Here is a 14,221-nt window from a genome sequence, read left to right as displayed (position 1 = left end):
CGGGCGTCAGCCGCGGTCGGGCACGCAACGGCCGTCCTCGGTACGGTACTTCCACTGCGCACCGTCGCGGACCAGTTCCTTCACGGCGCTCACGAACCGGTCCAGGTGCTCGTCCGGAGTGCCCGCGCCGAAGCTGACCCGGATGGCGCCCCGGGCCTTCTCCCCCGGCTTCGCCTCCGGCGCGCCGCACTCGCCGACGTCCTGCTGGTCGCCGCCCAGCAAGGTGCGCACCAGCGGGTGGGCGCAGAAGAGGCCGTCGCGCACACCGATGCCGTACTCGGCGGAGAGCGCCGCGGCGAAGTGCGAGCTGTTCCAGCCCTCCACCACGAAGGAGATGACACCGACCCGCGGCGCTTCGTCGCCGAACAGGGACAGCACCTTGACCTCGGGCACCTCGGCGAGCCCCTCTCGGACCTTCTCGATCAGGAGCCGCTCCCGGGCGACCAGTGCGTCGAACCCGGCCTCTGCGAGCGCCTTGCAGGCGGAGGCGATCGAGTAGACGCCGATCACGTTCGGGGAACCGGCCTCGTGCCGGGCGGCCGTGGTGTGCCACTCGACGTCCACCCCGCCGTCGGTCCGCCGTGTGACCTTCCGGGAGGCGCCACCGCCCGCCAGGTACGGCTCCGCGTCCTGCAGCCAGTCGGACCGCCCGGCGAGCACACCGGAGCCGAACGGCGCGTACAGCTTGTGCCCGGAGAAGGCCACCCAGTCGACATCCAACTCCCTTACGGACACCGGGAGGTGGGGCGCCAGCTGGGCGGCGTCGAGCACGATGCGGGCGCCGTGGGCGTGGGCGGCGGCGGCGAGCTCCTTCACCGGCCACAGCTCACCGGTCACGTTGGACGCACCGGTGACGCAGACCAGCGCGGGACCGTGGGGGTCGCGGTCGGCGAGCGCGTGCTCCAGGGTCCGCACGGCCTCGGCGGGCGTACGGGGCGCGTTCAGGTACGTCACGCGGGCGTCGCTCCACGGCAGCAACGAGGCATGGTGCTCGGTCTCGAAGACGAACACCTCGCAGCCGGCCGGCAGCGCGGCGGCGAGCAGGTTGAGCGAGTCGGTGGTGGAGCGGGTGAAGACGACCTGGTCGGCGTCCCGGCAGTCGAGGAACTCGTGGACCACGGTCCGGCTGTTCTCGAACAGGTCCGTGGACAGCTGGGAGAGGTAGCCGGCCCCGCGGTGCACGCTGCCGTAGTACGGGGCGTACGCGGCCACGTCGTCCCAGACGCGCTGAAGCGCGGGGGCGCTGGCCGCGTAGTCGAGGGCGGCGTAGCCGACTTCACCGCCGGTGACGAGCGGAACGGTGACGTCCCGGCCGAGGACCGGCAGCGGGGCGCAGAGGGACAGGTCGGAGGTGGTGGCGACAGACATGGCGAACTCCCGTACGGGCAGGCGAAAACGGTGCGTCGACGCAGCACAGGGCGGAGCACCGCTGGAGAAAAGGGTGACCGGAGAAGGGGCTGGGATGCCCTATCGCATTCGCTTGCTCACGAGACTGCTCCCTTGAGGACCAGGACCCCAGGGACACGGCATTCGACGATGCCGCGGGGGTCCGCGCTTGCCGCAGACCTCGCTGCCTGCGGCCTGGTCTTCACCCGGGGCACCCCGCCACGGACGGAGGGTTGCCGGACAGCGGGCCGGGGCCGTAATCGCTGTCACTCATGACCTTGGGACGCATCCTGCCATACGTCTCGCATGACGCAAGGGCGCGGTCCACGATCCGGACCGCGCCCTTGCGTCATGCGTGCGGCGGCGTCATGCGTTGCCGCGCCCTTGCCGCGTCATGCGTTGCTGGCCGCCACCCAGCGCTCCAGCGCCGCCCGCGCCGCACCCGAGTCGATCGACTGGGCCGCCCGGGCGACCCCGGCCGCGAGCTGCTCGTTCAGCGTGCCGTCCGTCGGCTCCAGGGCCGCGAGCGCCGCCGCCGAGTTGAGCAGCACCGCGTCCCGTACGGGGCCGGTCTCGCCGCCCAGCAGCCGGCGCGCCACATCGGCGTTGTACGAGGCGTCGGCGCCGCGCAGCGCCTCGACGGGCACGAGCTCGATGCCGATGTCCCGCGGGTCGAACCGGTCCTCGCGCACCGCGCCGTCCCGTACCACCCACACCCGGGACGTCGCGGTCGTCGTCAGCTCGTCGAGGCCGTCGTCGCCGCGGAAGACGAGCGCGGAGGAGCCGCGGTCGGCGAGCACACCGGCCAGGATGGGCGCCATCCGCTCGTCGGCGACACCGGTGGCCTGCGCCTTGACCTGCGCCGGGTTGGTCAGCGGGCCCAGGAAGTTGAACGTGGTGCGGATGCCCAGCTCCTTGCGGGCTGCGGCCACGTGCCGCAGCGCGGGGTGGAACTTCACGGCGAAGCAGAAGGTGATCCCGGCCTCTTCGGCCACCTGGGCAACCCGCTGCGGAGTGAGCTCCAGATTGACGCCGAGCTTCTCCAGGACGTCGGACGCGCCGCTCGCGGAGGACGCGGCGCGGTTGCCGTGCTTGACGACCTTCGCGCCCGTGCCTGCCACGACGATCGCGGACATGGTGGAGATGTTGACCGTCCTGGCGCCGTCACCGCCCGTGCCGACGATGTCGACGCTCGGGCCGGGCACGTCGATCAGGTTGGCGTGCCGGTACATGGTCCGTACGAGTCCGGAGATCTCCTCGACCGTCTCCCCCTTGGCGCGCAGGGCGACGGCGAAGCCCGCGATCTGGGCGTTGGTGGCCTCGCCGCTGAGGATGCGGTCCATGGCCCACGCGGTGGCCTCGGCGCTCTGGTCGCGGTTCTCGAGGAGGGCGTTCAGGACGCTGGGCCAGGTGGGGGTCCCCCCGGACGGAGTCTGGGGGAGGGCCAGCCCGCTGTCGCCGCCGACCGGGGTCACAACGTTCATGGTCCACTCCTGGGTCCACAAGCCAATAGGGATGGTTCCACCCTATCCAGCCCCGGGGACGGCGAAGAGCCCCGTCCAGCGAATGGACGGGGCTCTTCGCCTGGCTGCGCCGGGAGGTGATCCCAGCCGTGGCGACGTATCAGCTCAGGTGATCAGTGGTGGCCGTGGCCGCTGGTGATCTCCTTGTACTCCTCGACGGTCGCCTTGGGGATCTGCGTCCCCTCGCCGTAGTAGCCCTTGCTGAGCCTGGCGCGCAGCTTCTCCCTGCGCGTCACCTTGCGCCGGACGCCGTTCTCGTCCACCTCGGGGCCGATCTCGGCGGGCTCGTACTGCTCGTGCGCGGTCAGCTTGTACCGGTCGCCCTGCGCCAGCGGCTCGTGGACCTCGACGAACTCACCGTGCGGCAGACGCTTGATGATGCCGGACTCGCGTCCGTGCAGCACCTTGTCCTTGTCGCGCCGCTGCAGACCCAGGCAGATCCGCCTGGTGATGACGAACGCGAGAACCGGTCCGACGAAGAACGTGATGCGCACGAACCAGGTGATCGCGTTGATCGACATGTGGAAGTGCGTGGCGAAGATGTCGTTTCCGCCACCCAGCAGCATGATCACGTAGGCGGTCACCCAGGCGACGCCCAGCGCGGTGCGCGTCGGAGCGTTGCGCGGGCGGTCCAGGATGTGGTGCTCGCGCTTGTCGCCGGTGATCCACGACTCGATGAACGGGTACACCGCGAGCGCCCCGAGCATGAGGCCGAAGAGGACCAGCGGGACGAACACCCCCAGGGCCAGGGTGTGGCCCCACAGGTTGATCTCCCAGCCCGGCATCACCCGGACCAGCCCCTCCGCGAAGCCCATGTACCAGTCGGGCTGGGCGCCGGTCGAAACCATGTCCGGCCGGTACGGGCCGAGGGCCCACACCGGGTTGATCGTGAACAGGCCGGCGATGATCGCGATGACACCGAAGACCAGGAAGAAGAAACCTCCGGCCTTGGCCATGTAGACCGGCAGCAGCGGCATGCCGACGACGTTCTTGTTCGTACGGCCGGGGCCCGCGAACTGCGTGTGCTTGTGGTAGAAGACCAGGATCAGGTGCGCCACCACGAGCCCGAGCATGATGCCCGGCAGCAGCAGGATGTGGATCGAGTAGAACCGCGCGACCATGTCGTGGCCGGGGAACTCGCCGCCGAACAGGAACATCGAGATGTAGGTGCCGACGATCGGCGTCGCCAGGATCGCGCCCTGCGTGAAGCGGACACCGGTGCCGGAGAGCAGGTCGTCCGGGAGCGAGTAACCGGTGAAGCCGGTGAACATACCCAGGACGAAGAGCAGGAAGCCGAACAGCCAGTTGATCTCACGCGGCTTGCGGAACGCGCCGGTGAAGAACACGCGCATCATGTGCACGAACATCGCCGCGAGGAAGATCAGCGCTGCCCAGTGGTGGATCTGCCGGATGAGCAGACCGCCGCGGACGTCGAAGCTGATGTCCAGGGTCGAGGCGTACGCCTCGGTCATGCGGATGCCCTGCATCGGCACGTACGAGCCGTGGTACTCGATCTCGTTCATGCTCGGGTGGAAGAACAGCGTCAGATACACACCCGTGAGGATGATGATGATGAAGCTGTAGAGCGCGATCTCGCCCAGCATGAAGGACCAGTGGTCCGGGAAGATCTTCCGCATGTTGGCCTTGGCCAACGAGTAGATCCCGAGCCGGCCGTCCGCCCAGTCGGCGACCCGCTCACCGGCGGGCGCCTTCTTCTGCGTTTCTGTCTGTGTACTCATCCGCGCTCCCAGAAAGACGGACCGACGGGCTCTTCGAAGTCGCCGAGCGCCTCGAGGTTGCCCTCGGCGTTCACACCGATACGCAGCTGCGGAAGCGGGTGACCGGCCGGACCGAAGATGACGCGGGCGCCGTCGGAGAGGTCGAAGGTGGACTGGTGGCACGGGCAGAGGACGTGGTGCGTCTGCTGCTCGTACAGGCTGATCGGGCAGCCGACGTGGGTGCAGATCTTCGAGTAGGCCACGATGCCCTCGTGGGACCACTCGAGCTCCTGCTTGTCCTTGATGTCCTCCGGCTGGAGACGGACGATCATCAGGGCGGCCTTGGCGATCTCGGTGTTGAAGTTGTGGTCGCTCTCCTCCAGGCCCTCGGGCATGGCGAAGGTCAGCGAACCGACCGCGACGTCCTCGGGACGCAGCGGCTCGTTCGTGTTCATGTTGATGAGCTGCTTGCCCTTGGCCCACAGGGTGTTGCGCAGCTTGTCCTCGGGCAGCGGGCCCAGTTCACGCAGCAGCACGACGCCGGAGAGCGGCACCATGGCCAGCGCGCCGAACATGGTGTTGCGGATCAGCTTGCGCCGACCGATGGCGGACTCCCGCGCACCGTCCGCGAAGTCGGCCATGACCTTGGCCTTGACCTCGGGAGCGGCCTCGATCGCGTGCCGGTCGTCGGCGACCTCCACGTCGGACATCAGGGTGCGCGCCCAGTGGACGGCGCCCGCGCCGATGCAGAAGAGCGCGAGACCCAGCGTCACGCCCAGCGAGAAGTTCAGCGCGCTGATGTGACCGAACGGCCAGATGTACACGATCTTGTCGACCGGGAGAATCACGAACGCGGCGATGAAGCCGACCGTCGCGAGCATCGACAGCGTGAACAGAAAGGCGACGGCACGCTCGGAGCGCTTGGCGGCACGCTCGTCGATGTCCTGGATGCGCGGCTTGTGGGCCGGCAGTCCCGGGTCGGCGAACGGCTCGTCGTGGCGCTGTGCGACGGCGGTGGTGCCACCGTGGGCCGCGTCGTGCGCGGCGCCCTGCTCTGCGGGCAGGTTCTCTTCTGGAATGTCTTGGCTACTCATGACTTCTTGGCCTTAGCGGTGTGGGCCGCGACCCAGATGGCAACAGCGATCAGCGAACCGAGACCGAAGATCCAGCCGAAGAGACCCTCACTGACGGGGCCCAGGCCGCCCAGCGCGAAACCGCCGGGGGTCGGCGTCTCGTCGCCGTTCACGGTCTTGACGTACGCGATGATGTCCCGCTTCTGCTGCTCGGGCATCGTGGTGTCGGGGAAGGAGGGCATGTTCTGCGGGCCGGTCTGCATGGCCTCGTAGAGGTGCTTCGGGCTGACGCCCTCCAGGCTCGGGGCGTACTTGCCCTCGGTCAGCGCGCCGCCCTCGCCGGTGAAGTTGTGGCACTGGGCGCAGTTGTTGCGGAACAGTTCGCCACCCTTGGCGATGTCCGCGCCCTCGGGGCTGTACTGCTTCTCGGTCGGCGTGATCGGACCGGCGCCCAGGGAGGCGACGTACGCCGCGAGCTGGTCGATCTCGGCCTGCGAGTACACGACCGGCTTCTCGGGCACCTGCGCGCCGGGCTGCTGGGCGGGCATACGGCCCGTGCCGACCTGGAAGTCGACAGCGGCCGAGCCGACACCGACCAGGGACGGGCCGTCTGTGGTGCCCTGACCGCCGGTTCCGTGGCAGCTTGCGCAGCCGACGGTGTAGAGCTTCTGCCCCTCCTTGATGGCGAGGGACTGGGCGGTGTCATCGGCCTGCGCCTTGTCCGCGGGTGCGAACGCGGCGTACAGCCCCCCAGTGGCCGCCAGCGCGAGGAGTAGGACGACGACCGCCGCCAGCGGATGGCGTCGTCGTGCGGAGAGCTTTTTCACGGATTACCCCGGTGTCAGGATCTTCTGCGTCGGTGCTTCTGGACTGTGTCTGCTTCAGGCGGTGCCCGCTCGGGACGAACCGCCCGCGCCGATTACTTGATCATGTAGATCGTGGCGAAGAGGCCGATCCAGACGACATCGACGAAGTGCCAGTAGTAGGACACGACGATGGCGGCGGTTGCCTGCTCGTGGGTGAATCTCCTGGCCGCGTAGGTCCTTCCCAGGACCAGCAGGAAGGCGATGAGACCGCCCGTCACGTGCAGGCCGTGGAAGCCGGTGGTCAGGTAGAACACGGAACCGTACGGGCCGGACGAGAGCGACATGCCCGCGTCCCTCACCAGCTCGGTGTATTCCAGGACCTGACCGCCGATGAAGATCGCACCCATGACGAACGTGATGATGAACCACGTCCGGAGCTTCTTCACGTCACCGCGCTCGGCGGCGAAGACGCCGAGCTGGCAGGTGAGGGAGGAAAGCACCAGGATCGTGGTGTTGGTCGCCGAGAACGGGAAGTTCAGGTGTTCCGCCTGAGCCGTCCAGTACTCGGTGCCCGTCACCGATCGCAGGGTGAAGTACATCGCGAAGAGGGCCGCGAAGAACATCAGCTCGGAACTCAGCCAGATGATGGTTCCGACGCTGGTGAGGTTCGGTCGATTGACCGACGGGTGCGCGTGCCCGGTTTCTACTGTCGTTGCTGTCGCCACGACCGACATTATGTCGGTCGCTTATCCCGCCCTCACTCCGGGGGGTGCCGTTCGGAGTGTTCCCACCCTCAACGGGTCTCCCGAGCGGGCCCGAACGGCCCATCGAAGCCCTGTCCGAACCGGTGCTGACAGGCAGTGGGACGGAGTAGCATCCGGCAGACAAGCCTGATCGAACGAGTGCGGAGGAACAATGCAGTCGAGCGCCACGGTCCTTGTCTACAGCGACGACGCGAACACCCGCGAGCAGGTCGGGCTGGCGACCGGCCGCAGGCCCGCCGCGGATGTTCCTCCCGTGCGCATCGTGGAGTGCGCGACGCTGCCCGCCGTTCTCAAGGCCCTGGACGAGGGCGGCATCGATGTGTGCGTGCTGGACGGGGAGACGGTTCCGGCGGGCGGCATGGGCGTGTGCCGGCAGATCAAGGACGAGATCTTCGACTGCCCGCCCGTCCTGCTGCTGATCGGCCGCCCGCAGGACGCCTGGCTGGCCACCTGGAGCCGCGCGGAGGCCGCGGTGACGCTGCCGGTGGAGCCGGTGGAGTTCGCCGCCTCCCTCGCCTCGCTGCTGCGCCGCCGGCTGTCCATCGAAGCCTGACGCGACGGGCCGGTCAGACGGCCGGACGCAGACGGGCCGAGACGGCGGTGACGTGGCCGTTCGAGGCCTCCGAGCCCGGCACCAGAGCGCTGCCCTTGCGCCATTTGTCCCAGGACACGTTCCACTCGCCGAAGCCGTTCCCGAACGTGTCCATCATGTTGCCGTAGCTGTTTATGACCTTGACGATGTCACCCGGACGAACGGTCTCGTAGAACCACTTGGCGTTGGCCATGGACATTCCGGTGCAGCCGTGGCTGACGTTCGCGTAGCCCTGCGAGCCGACGGACCACGGCGCCGCGTGCACGTACTCACCGCTCCAGGTGATGCGTGTCGCGTAGTAGACGGGCAGGTCGTACGACTCGGAACTGCCCGCGGCTATGCCGATGCTGGTGCTGCGCATCCGGACGAAGTACTCCTTGCCCAGCACGACCTTGATGCCGTTGCGGGTTTCGAAGCCGGGCTTGCCGGTGGTCACCGGCATGGTCTTGATCACTTCGCCGTTTTTCATGACCGTCATGGTGTGCGACGCGGCGTCCGTGACGGCTTCCACGTGGTCACCGATGGTGAGCTTGAGCGGCTTGGAACGGCCGCCGTAGAGCTTGCCCGCGACCTTGACGCCGTGGAGGTTGCTCGTGGCGTTCACGACCGCGCCGGTGGGCCAGTACTCCTTGGGCCGGTAGTGCAGGGTCTTGTCGTCGACCCAGTACCAGGCACCTTCCACGACGGGCTTCGACGTGACCTTCAGGGCGCGTTCGACGACCGCCCTGCCCTTGCCGTCGGTGACGGCGAGGCTGAGTTTCGCGGTGATGGGCTGCGCCACGCCGTACGTGCCCGCCTGCGGGCCGAACTCGGCGGTCAGGAACCTCTTCGCGGGCGCCGTCTCGAAGACCAGCGTGCGCAGGCCCGGCGCGCCGTCGTCGTCCTCCGTGGAGACCCTTACGGTGTATTTGGCGCCGGCGGAAAGGGGGGCGGTGGAGCGCCAGCGGACGCCGTCCGCGGCGAGTTCGCCGGCCAGGTAGTGGCCGGCGTCGTCTATGACGGTGACATCCGTGAGGCGGCCGTCGTCGCCCTTCGAGGTGACCTCGAGGGGCTTGTCGGGATCCACCTTCGAGCTGCCCGGCTCGGCGTTGAGGCTCACCTGCTGTCCCGCGTCGTACGGGGCCGCGGACAGCGGATGCCTGTCCGGTTCGCCGCACGCGGTCGCGACCACCCCGAGGGTCACGACCAGCACGGTGCAGCTGACAAAAGCGCGCATGCGAGGCGTCTGGTTCATAACCACACGCTATGAACGGTTGTCAGCCGCGGCGCGCCGGATGACTGCAAACGAGTGGGCCCGGATCACCTCACTGGAGTGAGGTGATCCGGGCCCGTCCCGTGGTCCGCTCAGGCGGTACTACTGGTTCTGGCTCTCACCGCGGTAGTACTCGAAGACCCAGCCGAAAAGGCCGACCAGGATCAGCGGCAGCGAGAAGTACAGCAGCCACCACCCGATCGCCACGCCGAGGAAGGCGAGCGCACCGCCGATTCCCAGCGAGAGCGGCTGCCAGCTGTGCGGGGAGAAGAACCCCACCTCGCCGGCCTCGTCGGCCACGTCGGCTTCCTTGTCGTCCTGCGCCATGGCGTCCACCCGCCTGGCCGTGAAGGCCAGGTAGTAGCCGATCATGACGCTCAGACCGAAGGCCAGGAAGAGCGCGGTGGTACCGGCCGGCTCCTTCGACCAGACGCCGTACAGGATGGCGACGGCGAGGATGAAGACGCCCAGCCAGAGGAACATCTTGCCCTGGATCTTCACTTGCCGGCCTCCTTGCCACCGAACAGCGCGGTGTCCTTCTGCCCGTGGTTCTCGAGCTCCTCCATGGCGGCGATCTCCGGGTGGTGGAGGTCGAACGCCGGGGATTCACTGCGGATGCGGGGCAGGGTGAGGAAGTTGTGCCGCGGCGGCGGGCAGGACGTGGCCCACTCGAGCGAACGGCCGTAGCCCCAGGGGTCGTCGACCTCGATCTTCTTGCCGTACTTCGCCGTCTTCCAGACGTTGTACATGAAGGGGAGGATCGACAGGCCCAGCAGGAACGAGGCGATCGTCGAGATGGTGTTCAGCGCGGTGAAGCCGTCGGCCGCGAGGTAGTCCGCGTAACGACGCGGCATGCCCTCTGCGCCCAGCCAGTGCTGCACCAGGAACGTGCCGTGGAAGCCGATGAACAGCGTCCAGAAGGTGATCTTGCCGAGCCGCTCGTCCAGCATCTTGCCCGTGAACTTCGGCCACCAGTAGTGGAATCCGGCGAACATCGCGAACACCACGGTGCCGAAGACGACGTAGTGGAAGTGCGCGACGACGAAGTACGAGTCCGAGACGTGGAAGTCCAGCGGCGGTGAGGCCAGGATGACGCCCGTCAGGCCACCGAAGGTGAAGGTGACGAGGAAGCCCACCGTCCAGAGCATCGGTGTCTCGAAGGACAACGAGCCCTTCCACATCGTTCCGATCCAGTTGAAGAACTTCACGCCCGTCGGCACGGCGATCAGGAACGTCATGAAGGAGAAGAACGGCAGCAGCACACCGCCTGTGACGTACATGTGGTGCGCCCAGACCGTCACGGACAGACCCGCGATCGCGATCGTCGCACCGATCAGGCCGATGTATCCGAACATCGGCTTGCGGGAGAAGACCGGAATGATCTCCGAGACGATGCCGAAGAACGGCAGGGCGATGATGTACACCTCTGGATGGCCGAAGAACCAGAAGAGGTGCTGCCACAGCAGCGCGCCGCCGTTGGACGCGTCGAAGACGTGCGCCCCGAACTTTCGGTCCGCCTCCAGGGCGAACAGCGCGGCCGCCAGGACCGGGAAGGCGAGCAGGACCAGCACACCGGTCAGCAGCACGTTCCAGGTGAAGATCGGCATCCGGAACATCGTCATGCCGGGAGCGCGCATGCAGATGATCGTGGTGATGAAGTTGACCGAGCCGAGGATCGTGCCGAAGCCGGAGAAGGCCAGACCCATGATCCACATGTCGGCGCCGACACCCGGCGAGCGGACGGCGTCCGACAGCGGGGAGTAGGCGAACCAGCCGAAGTCGGCCGCACCCTGCGGGGTGAGGAAGCCGGCCACCGCGATCAGCGAGCCGAAGAGGTACAGCCAGTACGCGAACATGTTCAGACGCGGGAAGGCCACGTCCGGCGCGCCGATCTGCAGCGGCATGATCCAGTTCGCGAAGCCGGCGAACAGCGGCGTCGCGAACATCAGCAGCATGATCGTGCCGTGCATCGTGAACGCCTGGTTGAACTGCTCGTTCGACATGATCTGCGTGCCCGGCCGGGCCAGTTCGGCGCGCATGAAGAGCGCCATCAGGCCACCGATGCAGAAGAAGAAGAACGACGTGACGAGGTACAGCGTGCCGATCGTCTTGTGGTCGGTGGTCGTCAGCCACTTCACGACGACATTGCCGGGCTGCTTGCGCCTGACCGGCAGCTCGTTCTCGTACGAGTCTTCATCTGCCGCGGCGGCACCCTGGGGTTCGTTGAGGATGCTCACAGTTGGTTCTTCTCCGCATTCCTGGCCGGGTCCGTCTGCTCAATGCCCGACGGGATGAAGCCGGTCTGCCCCTTCTCGGCAAGCTCCTTCAGGTGCTGCTGGTAGCGCTCCGGGGAGACGACCTTGACATTGAAGAGCATCCGGGAGTGGTCGACGCCGCAGAGCTCGGCGCACTTGCCCAGGAAGGTCCCCTCGTCCTTCGGGGTCACCTCGAACACGTTGGTGTGGCCGGGGATGACGTCCTGCTTGAACAGGAAGGGGACCACCCAGAAGGAGTGGATGACGTCACGGGAGGTCAGGATGAACCGGACCTTCTCCCCCTTGGGCAGCCAGAGCGTGGGCCCCGGGTTGCCGGTCTGGGGGTTCCGGGTGCCAGGGATACCGGCGTCGTAGACACCCTCCGCACCCGCGGGGAAGTCGTTGCTGTACGCGTCCGGAATCGCGTTCAGTTCCTTGTTCGCGGCCGCGTCACCGGTCGCCGGGTCCCCGTCCACGTCCTCGAGGTAGTTGAAGCCCCAGCTCCACTGGTAACCGACGACGTTGACCGTGTGGGCCGGCTTGTCGGAGAGAGCGAGGAGCTTCGACTCATCACGTGCGGTGAAGTAGAAGAACACCGAGACGATGATGATCGGGACCACGGTGTACAGCGCCTCGATGGGCATGTTGTACCGGGTCTGCGGAGGGATTTCGACCTTGGTGCGCGTGCGCCGGTGGAAGAAGACGCTCCACAGGATCAGACCCCACACCAGCACGCCCGTGGCGAGCGCAGCCGCCCACGAGCCCTGCCAGAGGGAGAGGATCCGAGGCGCCTCCTCCGTGACGGGGGTTGGCATACCAAGGCGGGGGAAATCCTCCCAGTTGTATGAGCAACCGGAGGCGGTAGCCAGGATCAGGCCCGCAGTCAGCACCTGCGGCAGCTTCCGCCGCATCGGGCGCCGCGACATGGGGGTACCGCCCCCGCCCTTCAGGCGGTGGGGGAGGTCGGAGCCGTTGGGACTCACGTAGCGCCTTCCCGAGAGTCTCGGCCCGCGCGGCCGGCTGCGGCCGTCTCGCTGGTCGGTCGCCGGCCCTGACGCGGGCAGGGGTTTGGATGTTTATGCGGACCAAACCCTACTGGACGCTATTTGGGGTCGCGCGGGGAGGGTGCCCAACGCGCCGCCCGACACCCCGAAGGGGTGGCTGGGCCCTTCGGTGGACGTGAGGAGCGCCCCGGAATGCCCGCTTCCGGCAGGCAACTGACGCTCCCTCTCCTGACCGGGGTTAGCGTGACGACGTGCCCTACTTCGACGCTGCTTCCTCCGCTCCCCTGCACCCCGTAGCCCGCCAGGCCCTGCAGGCTTCCCTCGACGAGGGCTGGGCCGACCCCGCCCGGCTCCACCGCGAGGGGCGGCGCGCCCGGCTGCTTCTCGACGCCGCGAGGGAGGCCGCGGCGGAGGCCGTGGGATGCCGCCCCGACGAGCTCTTCTTCACTCCTTCGGGTACGCACGCGATCCACTCGGGAATCTCCGGAGCCCTCGCGGGCCGTCGGCGCGTCGGCCGCCGTCTTGTCGTCTCCGCGGTCGAGCACTCGGCCGTGCTGCACGCGGCAGCCTCCTGGGAGGCGGCCGGCGGCTCGGTGACCGAGGTCGGCGTGGACCGGCACGGGACGGTGGCCCCCGAGGCATACGCCGCCGAGCTCGACGACACCACCGCGCTGGCCTGCCTGCAGTCCGCCAACCACGAGGTCGGCACCGAGCAGCCGGTGCGCGAGGTGGCGGAGGCGTGTCGGGCCGTGGACGTGCCGCTCCTCGTGGACGCGGCACAGTCCCTGGCCTGGGGGCCGGTGGACGGGCACTGGTCGCTGCTCACGGCGAGCGCGCACAAGTGGGGCGGGCCGGCGGGGGTCGGGCTGCTCGCCGTACGCAAGGGTGTCCGGTTCGCCCCGCAAGGCCCCACCGACGAGCGGGAGTCCGGGAGGTCGCCCGGCTTCCAGAACCTTCCGGCGATCGTGGCGGCGGCGGCCTCCCTTCGTGCCGTACGCGCCGAGGCGGCGGACGAGGCGGCGCGGCTCCGGGCACTGGTCGACCGGATCCGCGGGCGTGTGCCGGAACTGGTACCCGATGTGGAGGTCGTGGGCGATCCGGTACGGCGGCTGCCGAACGTGGTGACGTTCTCGTGTCTCTATGTCGACGGAGAGACCCTTCTGCACGAGCTGGACCGGGCGGGCTTCTCCGTGTCCTCCGGCTCGTCGTGCACGAGCAGCACGCTGATCCCGAGCCATGTGCTGCGGGCGATGGGGGTGCTGTCCGAGGGAAACGTACGGGTCTCCCTGCCGCTCGGCACGTCGGAGGCGGACGTGGACGCCTTCCTGGACGTGCTTCCGGGGGTGGTCCGCCAGGTACGCGAGCGGCTCGGCGCGCCGGCTGGGCCTGCGGGGGCGGCGTCGCCGTCGGGGTCCTGCGCCGAGGGGCCGGGCGCGCCGGAGCCGTCCGCCGGGTCCCTCGTGGTCGACGCGCTGGGCCGCCGGTGCCCGATCCCGGTGATCGAGCTGGCGAAGGTCATCGACGACGTCCCGGTCGGCGGCACGGTGACGGTGCTCTCCGACGACGAGGCGGCACGCCTGGACATCCCGGCGTGGTGCGCGATGCGGGGGCAGGAGTACGTGGGGGAACGGGACGCCGAGGTGGGGGTGGCGTACGTGGTCCGACGGGTGCGGTGACGCCTGGCGGCGGGCTTGAACTTGCCCGTCCCGCCGGGGCGCCGCCCCGAACCCCACGCCTCATACGCCGGCGAGGCTGATTTCGCGGAGCGAAATCCAGCCCGTCCGGGGGGACTCCCCCCTACGCCCAGTGGCGTAGGGGGGAGGACTTCACGCGAAGCGCAGCACGGGC

Annotated in this window: 12 protein-coding genes and 1 riboswitch; of the genes, 2 read left to right on the top strand and 10 right to left on the bottom strand. The window is 68.4% G+C overall.

Annotated elements, in window-relative coordinates:
* Nucleotides 1-6: 6 nt before the first annotated feature.
* The 6 genes from ACZ4SA_RS10455 to ctaE form a co-directional block, all read right to left on the bottom strand.
* Nucleotides 7-1,368 carry an aminotransferase class V-fold PLP-dependent enzyme gene (locus ACZ4SA_RS10455; RefSeq protein WP_468272094.1) on the bottom strand — a complete coding sequence of 454 codons (1,362 nt, stop codon included), beginning with the start codon at nt 1,366-1,368 and terminating at the stop codon, nt 7-9.
* 178 nt (nt 1,369-1,546) lie between these two features.
* A riboswitch (SAM riboswitch) is annotated at nt 1,547-1,664 on the bottom strand.
* Nucleotides 1,665-1,778: 114 nt separating this feature from the next.
* Nucleotides 1,779-2,870: an anthranilate phosphoribosyltransferase gene (trpD, locus tag ACZ4SA_RS10450; RefSeq protein WP_468272091.1), complete on the bottom strand. Its 1,092-nt coding sequence runs from the start codon at nt 2,868-2,870 to the stop codon at nt 1,779-1,781.
* A 152-nt stretch (nt 2,871-3,022) separates the two neighbouring features.
* Nucleotides 3,023-4,648 (bottom strand): cytochrome bc1 complex cytochrome b subunit, encoded by a 1,626-nt coding sequence (gene qcrB / locus ACZ4SA_RS10445; RefSeq protein ID WP_468272089.1) that lies wholly within the window; start codon nt 4,646-4,648, stop codon nt 3,023-3,025.
* On the bottom strand, nt 4,645-5,721 hold the full coding sequence (gene qcrA / locus ACZ4SA_RS10440; RefSeq protein WP_468272086.1) for a cytochrome bc1 complex Rieske iron-sulfur subunit: 1,077 nt from the start codon (nt 5,719-5,721) through the stop codon (nt 4,645-4,647). The genes qcrB and qcrA overlap by 4 nt, the downstream gene beginning before the upstream one ends.
* Nucleotides 5,718-6,527: a cytochrome bc1 complex diheme cytochrome c subunit gene (qcrC, locus tag ACZ4SA_RS10435; protein WP_468272083.1), complete on the bottom strand. Its 810-nt coding sequence runs from the start codon at nt 6,525-6,527 to the stop codon at nt 5,718-5,720. Before qcrC ends, qcrA begins: the two co-directional genes overlap by 4 nt.
* Nucleotides 6,528-6,619: 92 nt before the next feature.
* A complete protein-coding gene (ctaE, locus tag ACZ4SA_RS10430; RefSeq protein ID WP_468272080.1) occupies nt 6,620-7,240 on the bottom strand; it encodes an aa3-type cytochrome oxidase subunit III in 621 nt (206 codons plus the stop codon).
* 181 nt (nt 7,241-7,421) lie between these two features.
* Between ctaE and ACZ4SA_RS10425 the strand changes: the two genes are divergently transcribed.
* Nucleotides 7,422-7,823: a response regulator transcription factor gene (locus tag ACZ4SA_RS10425; protein ID WP_468272078.1), complete on the top strand. Its 402-nt coding sequence runs from the start codon at nt 7,422-7,424 to the stop codon at nt 7,821-7,823.
* Nucleotides 7,824-7,836: 13 nt separating this feature from the next.
* On the opposite strand, the gene ACZ4SA_RS10420 is transcribed toward ACZ4SA_RS10425, so the two are convergent.
* From ACZ4SA_RS10420 to ctaC, 4 genes are all read right to left on the bottom strand, one after another.
* The gene (locus tag ACZ4SA_RS10420; protein ID WP_468272075.1) at nt 7,837-9,096 is read right to left on the bottom strand and encodes a L,D-transpeptidase; all 1,260 of its coding nucleotides are present in this window, start codon (nt 9,094-9,096) and stop codon (nt 7,837-7,839) included.
* A gap of 120 nt (nt 9,097-9,216) precedes the next feature.
* Nucleotides 9,217-9,615 carry a cytochrome c oxidase subunit 4 gene (locus ACZ4SA_RS10415; RefSeq protein ID WP_468272073.1) on the bottom strand — a complete coding sequence of 133 codons (399 nt, stop codon included), beginning with the start codon at nt 9,613-9,615 and terminating at the stop codon, nt 9,217-9,219.
* Entirely contained in the window at nt 9,612-11,351 is a 1,740-nt protein-coding gene (ctaD, locus tag ACZ4SA_RS10410) for an aa3-type cytochrome oxidase subunit I (RefSeq protein ID WP_468272070.1), read from the bottom strand. Before ctaD ends, ACZ4SA_RS10415 begins: the two co-directional genes overlap by 4 nt.
* The gene (gene ctaC, locus ACZ4SA_RS10405) at nt 11,348-12,352 is read right to left on the bottom strand and encodes an aa3-type cytochrome oxidase subunit II (protein ID WP_468272067.1); all 1,005 of its coding nucleotides are present in this window, start codon (nt 12,350-12,352) and stop codon (nt 11,348-11,350) included. Before ctaC ends, ctaD begins: the two co-directional genes overlap by 4 nt.
* A gap of 272 nt (nt 12,353-12,624) precedes the next feature.
* Here ctaC and ACZ4SA_RS10400 point away from each other — a divergent pair, with 272 nt between their 5' ends.
* Nucleotides 12,625-14,049: an aminotransferase class V-fold PLP-dependent enzyme gene (locus ACZ4SA_RS10400; RefSeq protein WP_468272064.1), complete on the top strand. Its 1,425-nt coding sequence runs from the start codon at nt 12,625-12,627 to the stop codon at nt 14,047-14,049.
* Nucleotides 14,050-14,221: the final 172 nt, after the last annotated feature.

The sequence above is a fragment of the Streptomyces sp. NPDC027962 genome (assembly GCF_055566095.1).
The sequence above is the reverse complement of the archived record's forward strand: the minus strand, read 5'-3'. Positions and strand labels throughout refer to the sequence as shown.

Bases quoted from the DNA above. Each gene is read 5' to 3' on its own strand.
- qcrB (WP_468272089.1), bottom strand. From the start codon at position 4,648: ATGAGTACACAGACAGAAACGCAGAAGAAGGCGCCCGCCGGTGAGCGG.
- ctaE (WP_468272080.1), bottom strand. From the start codon at position 7,240: ATGTCGGTCGTGGCGACAGCAACGACAGTAGAAACCGGGCACGCGCAC.
- trpD (WP_468272091.1), bottom strand. From the start codon at position 2,870: ATGAACGTTGTGACCCCGGTCGGCGGCGACAGCGGGCTGGCCCTCCCC.
- ACZ4SA_RS10455 (WP_468272094.1), bottom strand. From the start codon at position 1,368: ATGTCTGTCGCCACCACCTCCGACCTGTCCCTCTGCGCCCCGCTGCCG.
- ACZ4SA_RS10420 (WP_468272075.1), bottom strand. From the start codon at position 9,096: ATGAACCAGACGCCTCGCATGCGCGCTTTTGTCAGCTGCACCGTGCTG.
- qcrA (WP_468272086.1), bottom strand. From the start codon at position 5,721: ATGAGTAGCCAAGACATTCCAGAAGAGAACCTGCCCGCAGAGCAGGGC.
- ACZ4SA_RS10425 (WP_468272078.1), top strand. From the start codon at position 7,422: ATGCAGTCGAGCGCCACGGTCCTTGTCTACAGCGACGACGCGAACACC.